The following is a 22,405-nucleotide window of genomic DNA, read 5'->3' as shown; positions in this document are numbered from 1 at the left end:
GAACGGCGCGGCGGCGAGAACGGCGCGGCGGCGCGGAGAAGCCGCGCGAAGAACCCGCGCGGCCGGTCGTGCCCGGTCCGCCGGCCGGCCGGCGGCGGCCCGCCCGCCGGCTGTGCGGGCATGGCCGCGCATCCCCGCCAAGGCCCCACTCGCCGCGGCCTCGTCGCCCGCCCGACAGCTCGCCAGGCCCGCGACCTGCGCGGACGCCGCCACCGGTCGCGACGGGGCCGCGCGTCGCGCGCCTCACCGACTTCTACAGCGGTGTCAAGGGGGGCACCCTGAAACCTGGAGACAGGCTGCCCGGAGGAATTCCGCCGACGTTGTTACTCACGCTCTTCCGTGTCCGGCAGATGACATTCCCGATATTGGCTCGGACGTCGATTCCTCGTGCATTGTGTGGTCATCGATAACAGGGGTTATCGCCGGCCGCGGGTGGCGGCTGGACCGAATTTCGGAGGTCGCTGTGCACAGCATCGGAGATGGGCGGCGGCTGCGCCGGGCGGTATGCGGCGGGCTGGTCGCGGCGGCCCTTGCCGTCGTCGGCACGGCATGTCAGGACGGCGCGGTGGTGGCCGACCCGGCCGTGACGTCCCCGGCGACGACCGCGCCGGCGAGCCCGTCGGCGCCGGCCACCACCGCGCCGGCCCGCCAGCTGCGCGCGGGCGACTACGTGCTCACCGCGGGCCCGGAGACCGAAGGATTCGAGAGCTCGGGCGGCGTCGAGGACGATGACCCGGGCGACAGCGCCATGCGGGCCAAGATCGCCGCGTGCGCGGGCGTGAACAACTTCAACCCGCCGGCGCCGTCCGACGAGACCAACGGCGACACGTTCRTCAGCACCGAGGAATCGGAGTTCCAGGCCTCCAGCCGGGCGAAGATCCTGCCCGCCGAGCAGATCCGGCAGAACGAGCAGGTCGTGACCAGCCCGCGGTTCGGCGACTGCTACCGCGCCGCCCTCGAGGAGTCGCTCGCGGGTGAGGACGCCAACGGCTTCACCTACGAGATCGTCGCGGTCGAGACGCCGGCCCCGCCGCGCGGCGCCACGGCGTTCGTCCGGACCTCGATGGGCGTCACCGACGCGAACGGCACCTACGGCTACGTCCTGGACACCGTGTACTTCTACGTCGGTCAGGTGGCCGTGGAGCTGCAGGTCACCAACGTCCAGGACGTCCCGCCRCCCACCACCGAGCAGGGCCTGATCGACCAGATCGCCGGCAAGCTCGCCGACCAGTAGCACCATCACCATCCACCGGACCGCCAGAAAGCCCGTGGCATCGCCTCCGCCGACGCCACGGGCCTTCGACGTTCGCCGTCCGGGCCGGCCGAGTGGCTGATCCCCGCCGCGGAGTCATCAGAAAGGCGACGATTCCGTGGACTCCGCCGGCCGTTCCCGCCGGGTTGGGAAGGTGAGCGCGATGTCGGTCGTGTTCAGCGGCTCGCCGACGTCGTGCGTTCCGTCGGGCACATTGGCCAGGTTCTTGGCGACGTTGGGGCTGAGGCCCTCGGGCCAGGAGACGAGTTTCTCCAGGACCCAGTAGACGCCCGAGAGCAGAATCACCGCCACGGTCACATGCAGCAGCACCGCCATCCCGATGCCGGTGATGGCGGCGGCCCGCCAGAAACGCCCCCAGAGGGCCGACAGCACCAACGGCGCCGCGACCGCCGCCACCGCGCCGAAGAGCAGCTCCTCCCACCACGGACGGTTCCCCATCCAGGGCAGCACGTTCCAGACGTCGAACAGGTCCAGCGTCGCGAGGCTGCCGAGCGCGACCACGGCGGTGAGCGTGAGCACGGCCAGAATCCGCCACCACCAGCGATGCCGCCGGGTGACCCACACCGTCCCCAGCTCGGCCCCGGTCCAGATGAGCCAGCGCCGGATGACCGGCGTGCCGAGCTCCTTCATGGCGTCGCGGAGAATCCGGTCGGCCTCCGCGCGGGTGACCGGAGGGCCGAGATGCGTGGGAGGCTCGCCGCGGGCTACGACCAGGCCGTCGTGCAGCAGGACCGCTGGCAGGTGGGAACCCAGGCCGGGCACGAGCCAGGCGAACACCGAGGGGATCGAGGCGAGGTCGGTCAGGAACGTCTCCGGGTCGGCGGGCACGACGAACGGCTCGTCGTACTTCCGGTCCCGGTAGCCGAACCGACGGATTACCTGGAACTCGTTCCCGTAGCGCCGCAGCACCAGCACCATCTCGCCGCCGGTCTCCACGTCGAAGAATCCCACCCGCCCGGCCACCTGACGCTCCCCCCGACGAACCAGACGCCGATTTCCTGACATCCCGGCGATCGTGTCACGCTCCACCGACGCGCGCGGCCCGTCCTCGGCGGCCGGCTCCGCTCGGCACAAAGACTCCGGTCGGCACAAAGACCGTGCGCCGGAGGCGTTCACTGTGGTTCGCTGCTGGACGGTGTCGAGCCTCGGATCGCCGGGGCGCGACGAAGCGGGCCGGAGCCGAAGGCCGCGCGGTGACGGCGGGGCCTCGCGCCCGGAGCACTGTCCAGACATCGGGAGAGTGGTCGCATGGTGTCATCGGAGCCGCTGCCGCGGCCGACCATTCCCGAGCTGCTCGGACGCGCGGTGCGCGAGTTCGGCGACACGCCGTACGTCGTCACGCCGACCGACCGGCTCACCTACGCCGAGGCGGACCGGCGTTCCGCGCTCGCCGCCCGCTGGCTGCTCGCCGCGGGGATGGGCAAGGGCTCGCGGGTCGGCCTGTTCTTCACCAACGACACCGAGTGGGTCACCTGGTGGCTCGCCGCCTCCCGCGTCGGCGCGGTCGCCGTGCCGCTCAGCACGCTGTACACCCCCGCCGAGATCGGCAAGGTGCTGCGCCTGGCCGACGTCGGCCTGCTGGTCGCGCCCACCCAGGTGCTCAGGATCGACGTGGTCGAACGGCTCGAGGCGGCGCTTCCCGGCCTCTCCGGGCAGGAGGCCGGGTGCCTTCAACTGCCCTCGGCGCCATACCTGCGTCGTATCGTGCTCACCTCGGCGTCCGACCGGCCGTGGGCGGACGCCCGGGACGCGGACTCCTGGGGTGAGCAGGGCCCGGCCCTGGTCGGCCCCGAGATTCTCGCGGCCGTCGAGGACGAGATCACCCCCGCCGACCTGGCCGTCATGATGCACACCTCGGGCTCGACCGCGGACCCGAAGGGCGTCCTGCACACCCACGGCACGGTCGTCCGCCAGACGTCCACCTGGCCCGCGGCCATTCATCACCTCACCGGCATCGACCGGGCGCCGAAAATCCTCTGCGCGATGCCGTTCTTCTGGATCGGCGGCCTGCTCGCCGCGACCGGCGCGCTGCATGAGCCGGCCACGCTGCTGGTGCTCCCACGGCTGGAAGCCGGCGCGGCACTCGACCTGGCCGAACGCGAACGGGCGAACGGAATCGTCGGCTGGCCAGCTTTCACCCAGCAGCTGCGCGAGCACCCCACGTTCCCGGACCGGGACCTGAGCAGCGCCCCCATGCTGGTCAGCGGCCCGCTGGACCTGGCGATGAACAACGTCCCGGACGGTTTCCCGACCCACCGCAGCCTCACCGAGACCGCCGGCAGCTTCGCGTTCACCGACACCCGCATCGTCGACGACGACGGGAGCCCGGTGCCGGCGGGCACCATCGGCGAGCTGCTCATCCGCGGCATCGGCGTGATGGCCGGCTACAACAAGCGCGAACGCGCCGACGTCTTCGACGCGGACGGCTGGTACCACACCGGCGACAAGGTCTACCGCAAGGAAGGCGACCCGCGCCTGTTCTACGTCGGCCGGACAAGTGAGCTCATCAAGGCCGCCGGCGCCAACGTCTCGCCGCTGGAGGTCCAGGCGGTGGTCGAGACATTCGACGACGTGGCGCAGTGCGTCGTCCTCGGGGTCGATCACCCGTTCCGCGGCGAGGAGGTGTGCGCCATCGTCGTCCCGGCGTCCGAGGCCGTCGACGTCGACGTCGAGTCGCTCGCGGCCCGTGCCCGCGAGCAACTCTCCAGCTACAAGGTCCCCACCCGCTGGATCCTCGCCACCAGCGCCGACATCCCCACCCTGCCCTCGGGCAAGCTCAACCGCCGCGGCCTACACGCCCTGATCACCGACGGAACCCTGAAATAGCCCCACCGGCCAGCCTGCTCCTGGCGCGACGCCAGGTGGTGCTGGTCCGATAGATAGCTACCGGCAGCCATCTATCGGACCGGTCGTCAGGTCTTGGCCGCCGTCGAGGCTGAGGATGACGCGGAAGACTCGGGGCCTGGCAGCGGGGACGGGTCGCCCTTGCAGGCTGTGATCTCTCCGCTTCGGCCCGCGGGGTTACGGGTGGCAATTGTTATCCTGGACAGCAAGGCGTGAGGATTGTTGGCCCAGCCTTTGTAGCTGGTACCAGTGGCAATGAACTGGCCATTGGTAGCTGCTACCGGGTAGCCGGAGTCCATGTAGTAGATCCCTATGACGTAGTCGACGACCACAGATGGGCCACCCGTTTCCGTGGGTGGGCTCCAACTCATGGAGAAGCTGCCATCTGTGYCGCGGGTGCACGAAATGTTGCGCGGTGCTGATGGGTCGATGCAGCCGATGGCGGTTGACGTCGCGGTCGGGGACGGGCCAGCGGCGTTGCTGGCACTGGCCCTAACGGTCGTCTGGGCACAACCGTCGACCTGGATGGTGACTGTCCCAGGGGACGACAGCGACTTAGTGCCGCCTGGGTCGGCGGTGACGGCATAGGTCGTCGGCGCGCCGCCGCTGGTGGGCGCCGTGATCGTCACCTGCACACCGCCGGACACCGACACGACTCGCATCCCCGGGGTGCCGGGCGGTTGCAGCGTGGGGCCATTGCCCTGCGGATTGCCCTGCGGACCGGTGCTCGTGCCGCCCGTGGTCCCGCCGGCCGGCTGGACGCCGTTCGGCTGTCCTGAGCCGTCTGGCTGGCCCGTGCCTCCGCCCGAGGACGAGCCGCCGCCTTGGCCCGAGGTGGTCCCGCCGGCCGGCCGGCCTGGGCCCGAGCGCACCTGGCCTCGCCCGGCGGGGCCGACCGCGCCCACACCAACCGGCGACGACAGGTCGCCGCCTCCGGTAGTTCCCGCGCCGCCCCCGACGTTCCCGTCCTTGCCTGGCGGCGCCTCCACGGTCGCGCCGCCGGTGAGGTCCTGCCCGCCGGACGTCAGGTAGGTGTGGCGGTCGGCGGCGCGCAGGGCGAGCGGGACGGTGACGCCGGCCAGTGCCACCATCGCGACGAGCGCGACGATTGCCGGCGTCAGGCGCTTCGACCGGTCCGTCCGCCGGGTGGTCTTCCGGCCTGGCAGGATGCGCGACCCACGCCGTCCTGTGAGCGACGGCGACTTTCCACCGTCGGACGGCGTGATGACCGACTCCAGTCCGGACAGGTCGCCGGCCGGATCGTCGCTCGGCGCCGCGGCGCCAGACATGCCAGCGGTGCCGGACGCCGCGGACCCGGCGAACAACGTCGGATAGTCGGACATGGTCGCGCCCGTGCCGACGGCGGCCGGCGCGCCGGCCGAGACCGGCTGCAGCGCGGCCCGCGGACCCGTCGCGGTCTTCGTCAGATGTATGGCCCCAGGCGCGGCCGCGGAGGAGTCGGCGCCCATCGCCGTCGCGGTGTCACCAGAGCCGGCCACGCTCTGGCCGACGCCGACGCCGACGCCGACGCCGACGCCGACGCCGACGCCGCCCGCGGTGCCGGCGCCCGCGGTGCCGGCGCGCCAGCCGTCGAGGGCGCGGGCTACGGCCGGGCGCTGGTCGGCCATGGGTTCCGGGCCGCCGAGCAGGCGCAGCAGCAGGCCGGTCGCGGTGGGGCGTTCGTCGGGGTTCTTGCGGAACGCCTGACGCACCACGTCGACGATGCCGTCCGGCACGCCGGTCAGGTCCGGGTCGTCATGGATGACCCGGTAGAGCAGTGCGAGCGGCTCGGCCTCGCCGAACGGGGGCCGGCCGGTGGCGGCGTGGAGCATCACGCCGGCCCACGCGAAGATGTCGGCGGCCGCTCCCACATTGCCGCCGCGGATCTGCTCGGGGGCCATGTAGGCGGGTGTGCCGATCCGGGCGATGTCCTGGCTGACCATCGTCGTCGCGCCGAGTGCCGAGGCGATGCCGAAGTCGATGACGCGCGGGCCCGACGCCCCGAGCAGCACGTTCGACGGCTTGAGGTCGCGGTGCGCGATGCCGGCGGCGTGGATCGCGGTCAGGGCCGCGGCCATGCCGACGCCGAGGCGCGCCAGGTCGCCTTCGGCGAGCGGGCCGCCCGCGGCGATGGCCTCGCCCAGCGTCGGCCCGGGGATGAACTCGGTGACGAGATAGGGGAGTTCCGCGTCCGGGTCGGCGTCGACCACCTCGGCGGTGCAGAACTTCGCCACCTGCCGGACGTGTGTCGTCTCCCGGCCGAACCGGGCTCGGAACTCCGGCACCCGCGCGTAGTCGGAACGGATCACCTTCACCGCGACCCGGCGTCCCTCGGGCGACTCGGCCAGGAAGACGGACCCCATTCCGCCCTCGCCGAGCAGCCGTAGAACGCGGTACCCGCCAATCAGCTCCGGATCCCCGCCGCGCAGCGGAAACCCGGGCTCGGCGGGGGCCTCGGCGCTGTCGACGGCAGGACCGGCGCTGTCCGCGGGGACTGGTTCCGCCGCCGCGGCGGCTGCCTTCTCGGGAACCGTGCCTGACAGGACCTCGCCCGTGTCGGCGGTTTCCCCCTTCGCGGAGGCGGAAACCGTCTTGACGGAGGCGGCATCCGTCTTGACGGCGTCCGCGCCCGCGGTGGCGCTGACACCCGCGGCGGCGTCCGTGCTTGTCGCGGCTTCGGACTGGATCTCGTTCATCGTGCCCCCCGTGTAACCAGACCGCCGGCTCCATGTGGCGCCTCCTGCGCGCGCTGCCACCGGCACTGGCGAAGTACGTTTTCGGACGAAGAATGCGGCGTCCGRCAAACACGACCCCCGTCGCCCCGTCTCCGGCCAGGATGCTCTCCGCGTCCTGGCGCGCCCGGGTTTCAGTGTTCAGTGTGCAGCACGGAATGGCGCACGATTGGCGCACCATGAGGCGTTCATGACCATGATGGCAACACGGCGACAACAATCCAAGAAAACGGCAACCCGAGACGGGTTTTCACCCGTGTTCAGGTCGACGGCCGCCGGCGGCCGCCACCGGGCCGGTGACGGTCCCGGTCCGCGCTGGCTCCGCGACAGCGGCGCCGGTCCTGGGTGATCACAACGGACCGGGCGTTCGGTATCTCAGACTTCGGACGGGTTCGGAGTCAGGGGCGTCACGGGGGTGTCGTCCGTGGGGCCGCTGCCGCGGTAGACGACCACCTCGGCGCTCTGGCCGGCGGGATTGCGTGCCGCGACGGTGATCTTGACGTACGGGTCGCGTCCGGACGCGTTGCTCCGCAGATAGCTGGTACCCGTCACCGCGTAGCTGCTCACGGAGACGACGTTCTCCTTCGATATGTAGACCCGGACGATGTAGTCGACCGCCACACCCGTACCGCCCGTCTCCGCCGGAGAGGTCCAGGTCACCAGGTTGTGCCCGGTGGGATCGCTCGCCTGCGGTGGCTGCTTGATCAGGGTGACGTCGCGAGGCACGGAGGGCGCGACGCAGGCATCGAGCGTGCGACTGGCCGCGGCCGACGTGCCGGCGGCATTGTCGGCGCGTGCGCTGACGGTCGTCCGCGCGCAGCCGTCGACGCGAATGGTGACCGTGCCCGGAGCTGACAGCGATGCGGTGCCGCCAGGGGCGGCCGTGACGACGTAGTTCGTCGCGGCCCCGCCGCCCGCCGGCGCGGTGATCGTCACCTCGACACCGCCCGACACCGGGCGGGCCTCGATCCCCGGCGCGCCCGGCACCTGCGGCGCCGGAACATTGGCGTCGCTCTGGGGATCGGCACCCACGCCCGAGCCGCCACCGTTGCCGGACTGCTGGGTACCCGGACCGCCCGTCTGACGCGTGCCTCCACCGGACGGTGAGGTGCTGTGTCCTCCGGCGCCGGTCCCAGCGCCTGACTGGTCCTGGCCGGGCTGCGCGGAGCCCTGCCCTGGGACGGCGGCCGGCCCGCCGGCCGCGTCCTCGGACAGCGGGACCACGCTGACCGGAGAGCCTCCCGCGGCGTTGGCGGCCTGGCCCGGCGAAGCTCCCACGGTCACGCCGTCATCGGTGACGCCGGTTTCGCTCGACGTCAGGAAGGCGTTCCGGTGAGTGGCGCGCAGGGCGACGGGAACCGTGACACCGGCCAGTACCACCAGCACGACAAGCGCTGTGATCGCCGGCATCGGCACGACGAGGCGCGTCGACCGGCCGGACGCGGACCGTGCGGTGCCGCGACGCGGGCGGCGCCACCTGGTGATGGCCGGGGGGGACCCACCGTCGTGCGTCCCGCCGATCGGCTCGACCGGCGCGTCGATCGGCTCGATCGGCTCCAGCCCGGACAGGTCGGTGGCCGAGTCCTCGCTGCGCGTCGGAGCTTCGTCGCCATCGCCAGAAGGACTGGCCGCGTCCGTGGGGCCAGGCGTCTCCTGGACGGCGTCCTGACCTGTGGAAGCGGAGTCGGCATCCGCGGCGGCGGCGTCCACGATCGCCGTGGCCTCGGACCGGGTCTCGCTCATCCTGCCCCCTATGCGACCAGGCCGCTGGCTCTCGCGTGGCGCGGTCCGCGTGCGCGGCGCCCATCGGCGCCGGCAGAAGTTTCGTACGGATGAAGAATGCCACGTCCGAGGTGCGCGGTACCGCCGACCCTCGTTTCTGGTCAGGATAGCGTTCACCATCACCGCGCGCTGGTCCTGGCGTGTAGCGCGAAACGTGTTGCGACAGGCGCGTCTCAAATCCATCGGAGCTGTTCTGGCAACGGGAAAACAACATTTCAGGAAAGCGCGGCTCACGATGGCTGTTCGGTCGCCATGGAAACGGCCACCGGTCGCTCGTGGGCCGGCCGCGGCGCCGTGACCAGGCGAACATCGCGTACTCGACTCTTGTGATCGGCCTCCCGCGCCGCGGGCCGGTCGGGAACGCGATGGGTGGTCGCGACAGGATCCGCGTCAGAACCACCGCCTGGGGTCGCCCGCGCTGGCTGGAGCTGGCCCGTCCGCCTGGAGCGTGCCGCCATCCAGGTAGACGATCAAGAAGATGGCCTGGTGGGAGCGCTGGGTAGGATGGATGGCCGCGGGGTCCTCCGCGACGCCGCGGGTGGCAGGCCAGCGCGATGTGTGACGACACGGCTGAGTGTGATGACACGGCTGGGTGTGACGACACAGCCGGGCAACCCTCGACGAACGGCGGATATGAAGACCTACGCGGACATCGCGGCGCTCACTGGTCCCGGTCGGCGACGGTTGCTCGCCCGGCTGCGAGCCGTCGAGCCGGCCGTCGCGGACGTGGCCGCCGAGTACGTGCACTTCGTGGACCTCGCCGAGGGCGTTGGCGGGATCGCCGAGGGCACCGGCGGGAACGGCGCGGGCGACGGGCTCACGGCCGAGGACGAGACGCGGCTGCGGGGTCTGCTCACCTACGGTGAGCCGTTCACGGGAGAGCGGGCTGGCGCCGCCCGGACCCTGGTCGTGCTGCCCCGCCTGGGGACCATCTCGCCGTGGTCGTCGAAGGCGTCGGACATCGCCGCCGCCGCGGGGCTCGCCGCGGTCCGCCGGGTCGAGCGGGGCACCGTCTACTACCTGTACGGCCCCGGCGCGCTCGACGAGAGCGCTGTCGCGCCGCTGCTGCACGACCGGATGACCGAGATCGTGGCGGGCTCCCTCGAGGCCGCCGGCGCGCTGTTCGCGGCGGGGCGGCCCCGGCCGCAGGCCGACGTCGACCTGCTCGGCGCGGGCCTCGCCGCGCTCGAGGAGGCGAACCGGGAGTTCGGCCTCGCGCTCACCTCGGAGGACATGGCCTATCTCACCGAGCAGTACCGCGGGCTCGGGCGCAACCCGACCGACGTCGAGCTGATGATGTTCGCGCAGGTCAACAGCGAGCACTGCCGGCACAAGGTCTTCAACGCGAGCTGGGTGATCGACGGCGAGCCGCGCCCGAAGAGCCTCTTCTCGATGATCAAAAACACGCACGAGAAGTCCGGCGAGAACGTGCTGTCGGCCTACTCCGACAACTCCGCCGTGCTGCGCGGCGCCGTCACCCCCTGGTTCTTTCCCGACCCCGAGACGCACGAGTACCGGCGGCACGAGGAATCCGCGCACATTCTCGTGAAGGTCGAGACGCACAACCACCCCACGGCGATCGCGCCCGGCCCCGGCTCGGCGACGGGCGTCGGCGGCGAGATCCGCGACGAGGGCGCCACCGGCCGCGGCGCCACCCCCAAGATGGGCCTGGCCGGCTACACCGTCTCCAACCTGCGCATCCCCGGGGAGGAACTGCCCTGGGAGGGCCCGGAGCGGCGCCCCGGCCGCATCTCCTCCCCCCTGGAGATCATGATCGAGGCGCCGCTCGGCGCCGCCGGCTACAACAACGAGTTCGGCCGGCCGAACCTTGTCGGCTACTTCCGCGCGCACGAGACGGAAGGCGGCCCGGGCGGCCGCTGGGGCTACCACAAGCCGATCATGATCGCGGGCGGGGTCGGCAACGTCCGCGACGCGCTGGTGCTCAAGAACCGGCTCGAGCCCGGTGACCTGGTCATCGTCCTCGGCGGCCCGGCGATGCTCATCGGTCTCGGCGGCGGCGCGGCCTCCAGCGTGCAGACCGGCGCCGGCGACGAGGACCTCGACTTCGCCTCCGTGCAGCGCGGCAACGCCGAGATGCAGCGGCGCGCCCAGGAGGTCATCAACGCCTGCTGGGCGCGCGGCGACGCCAACCCGATCATCTCCATCCACGACGTCGGTGCCGGCGGCTGGTCGAACGCGCTACCGGAGCTGGTCCACGACGCGGGCCGGGGCGCCGTCTTCGAGCTGCGCGACCTGCCGAACGCCGACGCCGGCATGTCGAGCCTGGAGATCTGGTGCAACGAGGCGCAGGAACGCTACGTCCTCGGGATCGCCGCCGCTGACCTGGACGCGTTCCGCGAGCTCTGCGAGCGCGAGCGCTGCCCGTTCGCCGTCGTCGGCAGGGTGACCGACGAGCCGCGGCTCGTCGTGGGCGACCAGCGGTTCGACTGCGCGCCCGTCGACGTCCCGATGTCGCTGCTGTTCGGCGAGGCGTCCCGGCAGACCCGCGAGGCGCACAGCCGCCCCGTCGCCGCGGCGACGTTCGACGAGACCGGCATCGACGTCGCCGAGGCCGTCGACCGTGTCCTGCGGGTCCCGGCCGTGGGCAGCAAGAAGTTCCTCATCACGATCGGCGACCGCACCGTCGGCGGCCACACCGTGCGCGACCAGCTGGTCGGCCCGTGGCAGGTCCCGGTCAGCGACCTCGCCGTCACCGCCTCCGCGTACGGCAGCCGCACCGGCGAGGCGCTCGCGATGGGCGAGCGCACCCCCCTGGCCACGGTGAGCGCGCCGGCGGCGGCCCGGATGGCCGTCGGCGAGGCGGTCACCAACGTCGCCGGCGCCGCCGTCGCCGACCTGTCGGACGTGGCGCTGTCGGCCAACTGGATGGCGGCCGTCCAGGTAGACGACCAGCAGGCCGCGCTGTTCGACGCGGTCCACGCGCTGGGGGAGGAGTTCTGCCCGGCGCTCGGCGTGCCGATCCCGGTCGGCAAGGACTCGACGAGCATGCGCACCGTCTGGTCGGACGGCGACGGCGAGGCGGCGGTCACCTCGCCGGTGTCGCTGATCATCACCGCCGCGGCGCCGGTCGCCGACGTCTCCCGGGTGCTCACCCCGGCGCTCGCGCGGGACGAGGCCAGCTCGCTGGTGTTCGTCGACCTGTCCGGCGGCCAGGCCCGGCTCGGCGGCTCGGCGCTCGCCCTGGCCTACGGCCGGGCCGGCGACGCCGCCGCCGTCCCGGACGCGGACGCGGCCCGGCTGCGGGCCTTCTTCGCCGCCACCCGGTCGCTGGTCCGCGACCCCGCCGTTCTCGCCTACCACGACCGGTCCGACGGCGGCCTGCTCACGACCCTCGCCGAGATGGCGTTCGCCGGCAGGGCGGGCGTCGACGTCGACGTGGCGGCGCTACCCGGGACCCTGCTCGGCAAGCTGTTCAACGAGGAGCTGGGCGCCGTCCTGCAGGTCGCGGGCGGGGCGGTGGGGCGCGTGGTGGCGGGCCTCGCCGCGGCGGTCGGCGCCGGGAACGTGCACGTGCTCGGCGGGGTGACCCGGCGTCAGCGCGTCGTCCTGCGCGACGGCGGCGCCATGGTCCTCGACCGCGGCCGGGCCGAGCTGGAGCGCACCTGGGCGACGACCAGCTACCTGATCCAGCGCCTGCGCGACAACCCGGACGCGGCCGACCAGGAGTTCGACGCGATCCTGGACGACGACGACCCCGGTGTGTCGGAGCGGTTCACCTTCGCCCTCGCGCGCCCGGCATACCCGACCAGGCCGCGGGTCGCCGTGGTGCGCGACGAGGGCGTCAACGGCCAGGTGGAGATGGCCGCGGCGTTCGACGCCGCCGGCTTCGACGCGTTCGACGTCCACATGACCGACCTGCTCACCGGGCGGGTGACGCTGGACGGCTTCTCGGTGCTCGCCGCCTGCGGCGGCTTCTCCTACGGCGACGTGCTCGGCGCGGGCGCCGGCTGGGCGAAGTCGATCCTCGCGCACGCCGAGCTCGCCGCCGCCTTCCGCGCGTTCTTCCACCGGCCGGACACGCTGACGCTCGGCGTCTGCAACGGCTGCCAGATGGTCGCGGGCCTCGGCTCGCTCATCCCCGGGGCGACGGGCTGGCCGGCGTTGCTGCCGAACGCGTCCGAGCGGTTCGAGGCCCGGGTGTCGAGCGTGCTCATCGAGGACTCGCCGTCGGTGCTGCTCGCCGGCATGGCGGGCTCGGTGCTCGCCGTGCCCGTCGCGCACGCGGAGGGCCGGATGGAGTTCGGCCCGTCCGGCCCTGGCGCGGTCGTCGCCCGCTACGTCGACAACCATGGCAAGCCGACACAGGACTACCCGGCCAACCCGAACGGCACCGCGGGCGCCGTCGCCGCCCTCACCTCCGACGACGGCCGGGTGACGCTGATGATGCCGCACCCGGAGCGCGCGTTCCTGACCCAGCAGCGTTCCTGGCTGCCTGTCGATGCCGGCGGGGCGGGCGGCCGTACTCCCGGCAGATCGCTTCGCGATCAGTCGGGTCCCCCGGGCGAGCACGGCCCGTGGCTGCGCCTCTTCCAGAACGCCCGCGCCTGGCTCGGCTAACCGGGCCGGGCGCCGTTCCCGCGGTTTGTCGTCCGTGGACGACGGGGCCGTTGTTAGCTATAAGCAGGTCATAGCTACAAGTAGGCCCTAGCGAAGCGTCGCTTCCGCACGGGAGGTCGGCCTGATGCACTGCTCCGCGCCGTCGTTCATGGCGCTGTTCGTCGTTGGAGCGCGGCCGTGACGGCCGTGACGACCKCGCAGGTCGCCCCCCGGCTGCCCGTCTCCCGACGGCCGCGCTGGATCCGGTCGCCTGGCTACGACCTGACCGTCGCGGCGCTGTGGGTGCCGTTCGCGCTCGCCGCGTGGGCGGTCTCCGGCGACGCGCCGGCCGTGCGCTGGCTGGTCGCGGCGACGCTGATGTTCTCGGTCATGCACCAGCCGCTGACGCTCCTGCTGGTCTACGGCGACCGCCGGCAGTTCGCCACCCGGCGGGCCGTGTTCGTCGTCAGCCCGTTCGTCCTCGCCGGACTGGTGCTGTTCGGGATGTACGTCAGCCTGGCGCTCCTCGCCGTCGTCGCGGCGACGTGGAACGCCGTGCACACCCTGCAGCAGCGCTACGGCCTCACCCGGATCTACGGCCGCAAGGCGGGCGACAGCCACGGCAAGCTCGAACGCGCGGTGCTGTACAGCGCCCTGGTGACCGCCGTCCTCGCCGCGGCCGCCGCCGACGGGACCGCGGACAAGATCGCCACCGTCGACCTGGGCGGCTCCAACCGGCGCGCCCTGGACCTGCTCACCGACGCGGCGCCCGTCGCCCGCGTCCTGCTGCCGGTCGCCGCGTTGTTCGCGCTGGTCGCGCTCGCGCGCTGGGTCCTCGCCGAGCGCCGCCACGCCACCGCCAACCCGGCGAAGTGGATCTATGTAGGCTCGACCCTCGCGCTGATCGCGCTCATCGCCGTCAACCCGCTGCTCGGCTTCGTCGCCTACGTCGGCGCGCACGCGGCCGAGTACTTCCTGATCGTCCACCACCACCTGGAGGGCCGTTACCGGCCTCGGGCCAAGCCCGGCGCACCCGCACCGGTCCCCGATTCCGCGGACGCGGATCTGCGCACCGGGCCCGTCTCAGCGGTGGTGCGGTCCAGGGCCGGCCGCACCGGCTTCCTGGCCGTCTACCTGGCGGGCATCGGCGCGGTCCTGGCCGGCCTGACCTCGGTCGGCTACCCGTACTTCACGCTGTTCGTGCTCGTCGCCGGCGGGCTGCACCTGTTCTACGACGGCCTGATCTGGAAGCTGCGCCGCCCCGACGTCGGCCGTGGCTTCGGCCTGCCCGGCGGCACGCCTGGGGCCGCGCCTTCCCCCACGGCGGGTGCCGGGCCCGCCTGACCGGGCCTGCCTGACGCGCTGTTTCTCGACGCCAAGCGACCTGAACGGTTTGAGCACGGGCTTTCCCGGAAATCGTGGCGAGGCCAACCCATAAACCCTTTTGTCAGGCCGCTCATCCGTCACCTCGACCTGTCCGCGTCAATCGGTGGTCAATCAGCCACGCACCGCGCCGACTGCCTCACCGGTCCCCCGCTGGATGTGCCGGCCTGGTCAACGGGTCATGGGCGGTCGCCAGGCAGCCGTCGGGGCGCTGGCGCCGTCGGTTCAGCTGTTCGAAGTCGTCGTGTTCGGAGGCGTCATGACCGCGAGATCGCGGCCCCCTGTCCTTGTGCTGATGGGTGTGTCAGGCAGCGGCAAATCCACGGTGGCCGCGCTGCTGGCCGCCGGGCTCGGCTGGCCTTTCGCGGAGGGTGACGATCTGCATCCGGCCGCGAACATCAAGAAGATGGCGGCCGGGAATCCCCTGACCGACGCCGACCGCTGGCCGTGGCTCGCCGCGGTGCGGTCCTGGATCCACGAGCGGATCGACGCCGGCGAGCCGGGCGTCATCACCTGCTCGGCGCTGCGGCGCAGTTACCGCGACGCGCTGCGCGGCGACGCGGTCGCGGGCTCGGGGCTCGCCGCGGACGCCGAGGTCATCGCCGGTGCGGGCGGCGGCGCCGAGGTGTTCGTCTACCTGCGCGGATCCCGTGAGGCCATCGGACACCGGCTGGCGGCCCGACACGGCCACTTCATGCCCGCCGGCCTGCTCGACTCGCAGTTCTCGACCCTCGAGGAGCCGGGCCCGGACGAGAACGCGCTCACGGTCGACCTCGGCCCGGCGCCGGCGGTCATAGCCCAGACGATCGTCGACAAGCTCGGCCTCGCCGATGCGGGCTCCTGGCGGCCGGCGGTGGGCCGGTGAACGCCACCATCCTGACAGCCGCGGGCCAGGCCGCCGAGAAGACCGCCTGGGACAGCCACGACACCCGCCTGATCGTCGTCGCGCTCATCGGCATCGGCCTGATCGTCGCCCTGATCGTCTGGGCGAAGCTGCACCCGTTCCTGGCGCTCGTCCTCGGCTCGGCCTTCGTCGGCCTCGCCGGCGGCGTCGGACTCGACAGCGTGATCAAGAACTTCGAGACGGGTGTCGGCAGCACCCTGCAGGAGGTCGGGCTGCTCATCGCGCTGGGCGCGATGCTCGGCAAGCTGCTCGCCGACTCCGGCGGCGCCAACCGTGTGATCGACACGCTGCTCGCCCGTGCCTCCGGCCGCGCGATCCCGTGGATGATGGCCCTGGTCGCGGTGATCATTGGGCTGCCGATGTTCTTCGAGATCGGGCTCGTGCTCCTGCTGCCCGTCATCGTGCTGGTCACCCAGCGGTCCGGGTTGAAGCTGATGCGGGTGGCGATCCCCGCGCTCGCCGGCCTCTCCGCCCTGCACGGGCTGGTCCCGCCGCACCCCGGGCCGCTGCTCGCGATCTCGGCCGTCAACGCCGAGCTGGGTACGACGCTCGCGCTCGGCGTCGCGGTCGCCGTGCCCACCGTCGTGATCTGCGGCCCGCTGTTCTCCCTGCTCGCGGCCCGCTGGGTGCCGGTCGGGCCGCCGGCCGCCGCCGGCGGCGTCGACACCGACGACGCGGTCGCGCCCGCGAGGCTCCCGGCGCCGAGGCAGCCAGCCGCGACGCCCGCCACCGCGTCCGCCGCACCCGCGTCCGCCGCACCCGCGTCCGCCGCACCCGCGTCCGCCGCACCCGCGTCCGCCGCACCCGCGTCCGCCTCGACCGAGACGACCACGACCACATCGACGGCCACCGCGGCGTCCGGCGTGCCGTCCGCCACGCCGGAGGCTGGGCCGACCGCCGGGCCGACCTCCAGGTCCGCGGCCGAGACGGCGAGCGCGCCCGCGCCCGCGCCCGAGACCCACCGGCAGCCGTCGTTCGGGGTGACGCTCGCGACGATCCTGTTCCCCGTCGCGCTCATGCTGGGCAAGGCGCTCGCGGACATCATCGACACGGACGCCAAGAACCCGTCCCAGGCGCGGATGGTGTTCGACTTCATCGGCGAGCCGCTGGCCGCGCTGACCCTTGCCGTGCTGCTCGCGATGGTGACCTTCGGCTACGCGGTCGGGTTCAACGGCAAGGACCTGTCGTCCAAGATCGGTGCCAGCGTGGGCCCGGTCGCCGCGGTGATCCTCATCGTCGGCGCGGGCGGCGGCTTCAAGCAGTCACTCATCGGCGCCGGCGTCGGCGACACGGTCGCGAAGTGGGCCAACAGCGCCCATATCTCGGTGCTGATCCTGGGGTACCTCGTCGCGGTCGCGCTGCGGCTCGCGACCGGTTCGGCGACCGTCGCCACGGTCACCGCGGCGGGCATCGTCGCGCCGCTGGCCGTGGGCCTGAGCCCCACCCACGCCGCCCTGGTCGCGCTCGCGATCGGCACCGGCTCGCTGTTCTTCTCCCACGTCAACGACGCCGGCTTCTGGCTCGTCAAGGAGCTGTTCGGCCTCACCGTCCAGCAGACCATCAAGACCTGGTCGGTCATGGAGACCCTGGTCTCCGCCGTCGGCTTCGGCTTCGTCGCCCTCCTCTACGCGGTCACCTGACCAAACGGTCACCTGACGCGACCACCCTCAAACCTGGGTGTGGCTCCGCGTGCCGGTCGGCGACACGGCGGAAGGGGGCGCGCGGAGCCAGTGCTGGGCCGCGGCCGCGCGGCGGCTGCGCGGCGGACGGCGACTACCGACCGCTTGCGCGGCGATGCGCCGGGTACATGGGCTGCGATGGACGAAGGGCCGGACACGCGGACGTTCCAGGCGGGCCAGGGTGCCGTCGGCTGGGACACCGTCGAGCTGGACGCCGCCCGGCTGTACCGGGCTGTGTCGGGTGTCGGGATCGGGCTGTGGGACTGGGAGGTCGCCAGCGGGCGCGTGCTCGTCGACCGCGCCGCCGCCCGGCTGCTCGGCCTGGACAGGGACGCGGGGCCGATCTCGATGGACGACCTCGTGGCGAGGGTGCATCCCGACGAGCGGGCGACGGTTCTGCGTGCTCGAGAGGTCGCGCTACGCACCAGGAGCACCTTTCTGGAGGAGTACCGGGTGATACACCCGGATGGCGCGGTGACCTGGGTGCAGACCCGCGCCGGCATCCTCGTCGACGCGGCGGACGGCACGCTGCGCGTCATCGGTTTCACGACCGAACGGACCTCGGCGCGCACGGTGCGGGAACGGGTCGCCCGGGCGCTCGACCACGTGAGCGACATCGTGCTCGTGCTCGACGAGGACGACACGATCGTCTACGCGAACATCGAGGCGGTGCGGCAGTTCGGCCTGGCCCGTCAGGACATCGTCGGCCGGCCCGCCGCGGACGTGCTCCTGTCCCCGATCCGCGACCAGGTGGCGGAGCTGCGGCGCCGCCGCGCCGACCCGGCCATGCCGGAGGGGCCGAGCTCGGCCACGGTCCTGGAGATCGAGGAGACCGACCCGGTCGGCATGTGGTGGGCGGTACGCATGTTCACGATCCCCGACGGCCTGGTAGTCACGATGCGCAACGCCGACGCGCGCCACCGCGCCGACGCCGAGCGGGCGGAGCTGATCGGGTCGCTGTCGTCCGCCCTGCGCCGGGGCCGGCAGCTGCTCGACGTCACGGTCGAGCTCGGCCAGGCCCTGACGGTGGACGAGCTGTGTGACGTCGCCGCCCGGACGAGCACGTCCAACCTCGGCGTGCACTTCACCGGCGTCGTGCTGCTGGAGGATGAAGGCCCACCACGGGTCATCACCCGGCCGCACTCGGACTTTCTCACCCGGGCCTGGGCGCGGATGCCCGATTTCGGCCCGGCGTCCACCGCCCAGGTGCTGCGTACCGGCCAGCCTCGGTTCGACGAGAGCCGGGCGGGCTACCTGCGCGAGTTCCCGGACCGGGCGCCGAACGTCGACGCGATGAGCATTGACGCGATGGCCACCCTGCCGCTGATCGTGTCCGGGCGCCCGATCGGCGTGATACTGCTGGGCTGGCCGACGCCGCGGGTCTTCGACGAGGACGAGCGCCGTTTCATGCTCACCCTCGTCGGCCCGTTCGCCCAGGCGATCGAACGGGCCCGCCTCTACGAACGGCAGATGTCCACCGTCGAGTCGCTGCAGCGCGCCGTCCTGCCGCGGACGCTTCCCGACCTTGACCACGTCCGACTGGCCGCCCGCTACCTGCCGGCCGCCCGCGACATCGGGATCGGCGGCGACTGGTACGACGCGACCGTGCTCTCCAACGGAACGGTCAGCCTCGTGGTCGGCGACGTCGGTGGCCACGGCCTGCTGGCGGTCTCGACCATGGCCGAGCTGCGGCACGCCGCCCGGGCCTACGCGCTGCAGCTGCAGCCACCGGCGGACATCACCACCCAGCTGTCGGCCAACCTCGGCGAACGGCCGGACGAGGCGCTCGCGACCGCCGTCGTCGCCCAGCTGGACCCCGCGACCGGCTGGCTGACCTGGTCCTGCGCCGGGCACCCGCCACCGCTTCTCCTCGGCGCCGAACCCGCGGCGAACGAGGCGAAAGGAGTCGGGACGACGCGGTACCTGGAGGACGTGCACGGCCCGATCCTCGGCGTCGACGCCTCCGCCGCCTACGGTCAGAGCAGCGTGCGGCTCCCGCCGGGAGCGGGGCTCCTGCTCTACAGCGACGGCCTGGTCGAGCGCCGGGGCCGGTCGCTGACCGATCAGCTGGCGGCGCTCGCCGTGGCCGCCGAGGCCGGGCTGCGGCCTCCTGAGGATCCTGGCCACCTCTGCGACTACATCCTGCGCGCGATCGCCCCGCCGGAGCGTGAGGACGACCTGTGCCTGCTCATCGTCGCCACGAGCTGAGCCCGGCGGTAACGGTTCGGCTGTGGCCTCAGYGGCGGCGGCGGGTGACGCGGGGATCGAGGCGGCGCAGGAGGAGGCCGGTGACGATGATGCTCAGCACGGCGATGCCGGCCATGCCCGCGAGGTCGGTGAAGTAGACCGAGGAGCTGTGCCGCCAGATCGGGTCCGCGACGGTGCCGGGGTTGGCCTTGGGGTCGCCGATCATCTGGATGCGGATGATGTCCACGACCGAGCCGACCGCGGCATATCCCCACCGGGCGGGCGTGAGGTCGCTGATCTGCTCGAGCCCGATCTTGCCCTTCACCGGGAGGAAGGCGCCGGTGAACACCAGCTGCGACATCGTTATCAGCACGAGCAGCGGCATCGTCTTGTCGGCGTTGTCGACCAGCGCCGAGACCACCAGGCCCATCATCGCCGACGTGACCGCCGCGACGGCGACCACCAGCATCATCTCCAGCAGCGGGAAGTCCGAGAACACGCCCGTGGGCGGGGTGCGCCAGGCGACGCCCGCCACAGTGAACGCGACGCTCTGCGCCGCGATGACGACCGTCAGGACGCAGACCTTGGAGCCGAGATACGCGATGGTGGACAGACCGATGGCGCGTTCTCGGCGGTAGATCTCGCGTTCCTTGACGATCTCGCGTACCGAGCTGGACGCGCCCATGAAGATCCCGCACAGGACGAGCACCAGCAGCACGAGCGGGGCGTTCCGGTTCGGCTCGCCCGGGTGCAGCATGACGAGTTTTCGTGGGAAGTCGATGATCCGCGGGATCAGGCCGAGCACGAACGGATAGGCGATGAGCAGCCGCAGGTAGGACCGGTCGGAGACGATGACCCGCAGGTAGCGGCGGGACAGCGTGAGCATCTGTGACAGCACGGACTGCTGGCGGATACCGGGCAGCGGCGGTGGTGCCGGCCGCGCGGTCGGCACCCTGGTCGCCTTGACGTGGTATTCCGACTCACGGTACCGACGCGCGAGCACGGCCGCGCCGCGGTCGGACCGCAGGACGCGGAAGGCCTGCGACCAGCTGGCCGCACCCAGGAACGACAGGGCGTGTTGTGGTGGGCCGAAGTAGGCGACGTGGCCGCCTTTGGCGAGGACGAGGACGTAGTCGCAGAGTTCGAGTTGGGCGACGCTGTGGGTGACGACGACGACGGTTCGGCCGCCGTCGGCGAGCCGTCGCAGCGACTCCATCACCTCGTAGTCCAGGCCGGGGTCCAGCCCGGAAGTCGGTTCGTCGAGGTAGAGCAGGGTCGGCTGGGTGAGCAGCTCCAGGGCGACGCTGGTGCGCTTGCGCTGGCCGCCCGACAGCGTCGAGACCTGCCGGTCGACGAGGTCGACGGCGTGCCCCTTCGCCCGGCCGCCGTTGCCATTGCCGCCGCCGTTACCGCCAGCGTCGGCGCCGTTTCCGTTTCCGCTGACGGCCGCCGGTCCGCCCGGCTGCCCATCCGCGTATTCCGGACCGAGAAACAGATCGAGCCCGAGGTCACCGCTGCCGGTGAGGCCGAGCTCATGAAGAACCGCGTCGACGCGTGCCCTGCGCTCCTCCCTGGTGGTCTCGGCGGGAAAGCGCAGCTCGGCACCGTACTCGAGGGCCTGCCGGACGGTGAGGGCGGTGTGCAGGATGTCGTCCTGCGGTACGTAGCCGATCCGGCGGCGCAGCTCGTCGTACTCGTCGTACAGGTCCCGGCCGGTGTAGCGGACGCTGCCGACGTCCGCCGGGCGGAAACCAGTGAGCGCGTTCAGCAGCGTCGACTTGCCCGCGCCGCTGGGGCCGATGACGGCGAGCAGCGCGCGGCCGGGCAGCTGGAAGGTCACGTCGTGCAGCAGCCGGGTGTCGCCGATGTCGACCGAGAGGCCCTCGACCTCGAAGGTGACGTCGCCCGAGTCGAGGTACTCGACCAGCTGTGTCTCGGTGACGCGGAAGAGGTGATGCCCGATCCCGACCGTGTCGCCGAGGGCCAGCACCCGGCGGTCGATCCGCTGGCCGTTGACGAACGTGCCGTTCGCCGAGCCGAGGTCGACGACCTGCAGGCCGCTGCGGCCGACGAACAGCTCGGCGTGCTCCCGGGAGGCCAGCAGGTCGCCGACGACGATGTCGTTGGTCAGCGCCCGCCCGATTCCCATCCGCCCCGGGCGCAGCGGGTGGGCGCGCCCGTCGGCGCCGGGTGCCGTCGGCGGGCGTCCGGGCGAGCCCTCCTGGGCACCGGGCGGGAGCAACGGGCCGGTCCCCGGCCAGCGGTCTCCCATGTTCAGGGTCGGCATCTGGTAGTGCTCGTCCGTCCCGAGCACGTCGGCACCGCCCGATGCCTCGGCGGGAACGGCGGCCTCCTTGTGCGCCCACGCGACGTGGGGTTCCAGCACGACACCGGGTCCCTGGACGGCGGCGGGTGGAGCGGCGCCCGGGAACGGGACGGGCAGGACCGCGTCGCTGGACTCCGCCGGCCGCGCCTTGGCGGCAGGGCGGACGGGTGCCGGCGCGCCTGGCGCGGACTGCTGCTGGCTCGGCATCTGCTGGACCGGTGCCGGTGCCGGCGGCGCCGCACCTGGTGCGGCTTGAGCCGGCGCGGCCTGACCAGACGACGGCCGGCCCGGCAGCGACTGGGCGGGCGCTGGCTGGTCCACTGGCTGGCGGGCGGCCGGCTGGCCGGGAGCGGCGGCCTGGGCCGGGGTTGGCTGGGCGGGCGCTGGCCGGCGTTCGGCCGGCTGGCCCGGAGCGGCGGCGTGAGCCGGCGCCGTGCCGGTCGCCCCGTCGTGCACCAGCGTGATCCGCGGGCCGTCCGCCGCGCCGAGGTTGAGTTCGGCCGTCCGCGGCAGCTGGACGCGGCGGGGCATCCGGCGGCCCTCGGACCAGGAGCCGTTGGTGCTGATGTCCACCGCGGCCCAGCCGCCCTCGGACGGTTCGATCATCAGGTGCCGCCGCGACACCCGCCCGTCGCGCACAGTCAGGTCGGACTCGTTGGACCGACCGATCACGAACGGCCGGTCCGGGGGCACATTGACGACGCCTGTGCCGTAGTGGACTTTCAGCCCAGCAGCCAC

11 protein-coding genes are annotated in these 22,405 nt (G+C 72.6%); 7 read left to right on the top strand and 4 right to left on the bottom strand.

Annotated elements, in window-relative coordinates:
• The first annotated feature begins 463 nt into the window (after positions 1–463).
• Positions 464–1,234: a hypothetical protein gene (locus tag BL253_RS28780; RefSeq protein WP_076820445.1), complete on the top strand. Its 771-nt coding sequence runs from the start codon at positions 464–466 to the stop codon at positions 1,232–1,234.
• Between the two features lie 117 nt (positions 1,235–1,351).
• Here BL253_RS28780 and BL253_RS28775 read toward each other — a convergent pair whose 3' ends face one another.
• Positions 1,352–2,236 carry a DUF1353 domain-containing protein gene (locus BL253_RS28775; protein WP_076820444.1) on the bottom strand — a complete coding sequence of 295 codons (885 nt, stop codon included), beginning with the start codon at positions 2,234–2,236 and terminating at the stop codon, positions 1,352–1,354.
• A gap of 285 nt (positions 2,237–2,521) precedes the next feature.
• Here BL253_RS28775 and BL253_RS28770 point away from each other — a divergent pair, with 285 nt between their 5' ends.
• Complete coding sequence (locus BL253_RS28770) at positions 2,522–4,099, top strand: AMP-binding protein (RefSeq protein WP_076820443.1); 1,578 nt, start codon at positions 2,522–2,524, stop codon at positions 4,097–4,099.
• Between the two features lie 86 nt (positions 4,100–4,185).
• On the opposite strand, the gene BL253_RS28765 is transcribed toward BL253_RS28770, so the two are convergent.
• Both BL253_RS28765 and BL253_RS28760 read right to left on the bottom strand, forming a co-directional pair.
• On the bottom strand, positions 4,186–6,813 hold the full coding sequence (locus BL253_RS28765; protein WP_076820442.1) for a protein kinase domain-containing protein: 2,628 nt from the start codon (positions 6,811–6,813) through the stop codon (positions 4,186–4,188).
• 411 nt (positions 6,814–7,224) lie between these two features.
• Positions 7,225–8,592, bottom strand: a complete 1,368-nt coding sequence (locus BL253_RS28760; RefSeq protein WP_076820441.1) for a hypothetical protein — start codon at positions 8,590–8,592, stop codon at positions 7,225–7,227.
• Positions 8,593–9,264: 672 nt separating this feature from the next.
• On the opposite strand from BL253_RS28760, the gene purL reads away from it, so the two are divergent.
• The 5 genes from purL (at position 9,265) to BL253_RS28735 (ending at position 19,362) form a co-directional block, all read left to right on the top strand.
• The gene (gene purL / locus BL253_RS28755; protein WP_076820440.1) at positions 9,265–13,209 is read left to right on the top strand and encodes a phosphoribosylformylglycinamidine synthase; all 3,945 of its coding nucleotides are present in this window, start codon (positions 9,265–9,267) and stop codon (positions 13,207–13,209) included.
• Between the two features lie 177 nt (positions 13,210–13,386).
• Positions 13,387–14,532, top strand: coding sequence for a hypothetical protein (locus BL253_RS28750; RefSeq protein ID WP_076820439.1), 1,146 nt, complete (start codon positions 13,387–13,389; stop codon positions 14,530–14,532).
• A 298-nt stretch (positions 14,533–14,830) separates the two neighbouring features.
• Positions 14,831–15,436: a gluconokinase gene (locus BL253_RS28745; protein ID WP_076820473.1), complete on the top strand. Its 606-nt coding sequence runs from the start codon at positions 14,831–14,833 to the stop codon at positions 15,434–15,436.
• On the top strand, positions 15,433–17,115 hold the full coding sequence (locus BL253_RS28740; protein ID WP_076820438.1) for a GntT/GntP/DsdX family permease: 1,683 nt from the start codon (positions 15,433–15,435) through the stop codon (positions 17,113–17,115). The genes BL253_RS28745 and BL253_RS28740 overlap by 4 nt, the downstream gene beginning before the upstream one ends.
• Before the next feature lie 177 nt (positions 17,116–17,292).
• Positions 17,293–19,362 (top strand): SpoIIE family protein phosphatase, encoded by a 2,070-nt coding sequence (locus tag BL253_RS28735; protein WP_076820437.1) that lies wholly within the window; start codon positions 17,293–17,295, stop codon positions 19,360–19,362.
• 28 nt (positions 19,363–19,390) lie between these two features.
• On the opposite strand, the gene BL253_RS40565 is transcribed toward BL253_RS28735, so the two are convergent.
• Positions 19,391–22,405 (bottom strand): ATP-binding cassette domain-containing protein, encoded by a 3,015-nt coding sequence (locus BL253_RS40565; protein WP_076820436.1) that lies wholly within the window; start codon positions 22,403–22,405, stop codon positions 19,391–19,393.

It is taken from the genome of Pseudofrankia asymbiotica, assembly GCF_001983105.1.
Lineage (GTDB): Bacteria > Actinomycetota > Actinomycetes > Frankiales > Frankiaceae > Pseudofrankia > Pseudofrankia asymbiotica.
Note: the sequence above shows the minus strand (reverse complement) of the source record. Positions and strands in the feature narration are given on the sequence as shown.

Excerpts from the sequence above, each read along its gene's own strand:
- BL253_RS28735 (WP_076820437.1), top strand. The coding sequence starts at position 17,293 with ATGGACGAAGGGCCGGACACGCGGACGTTCCAGGCGGGCCAGGGTGCC.
- BL253_RS28760 (WP_076820441.1), bottom strand. The coding sequence starts at position 8,592 with ATGAGCGAGACCCGGTCCGAGGCCACGGCGATCGTGGACGCCGCCGCC.
- BL253_RS28770 (WP_076820443.1), top strand. The coding sequence starts at position 2,522 with ATGGTGTCATCGGAGCCGCTGCCGCGGCCGACCATTCCCGAGCTGCTC.
- BL253_RS28745 (WP_076820473.1), top strand. The coding sequence starts at position 14,831 with ATGACCGCGAGATCGCGGCCCCCTGTCCTTGTGCTGATGGGTGTGTCA.
- purL (WP_076820440.1), top strand. The coding sequence starts at position 9,265 with ATGAAGACCTACGCGGACATCGCGGCGCTCACTGGTCCCGGTCGGCGA.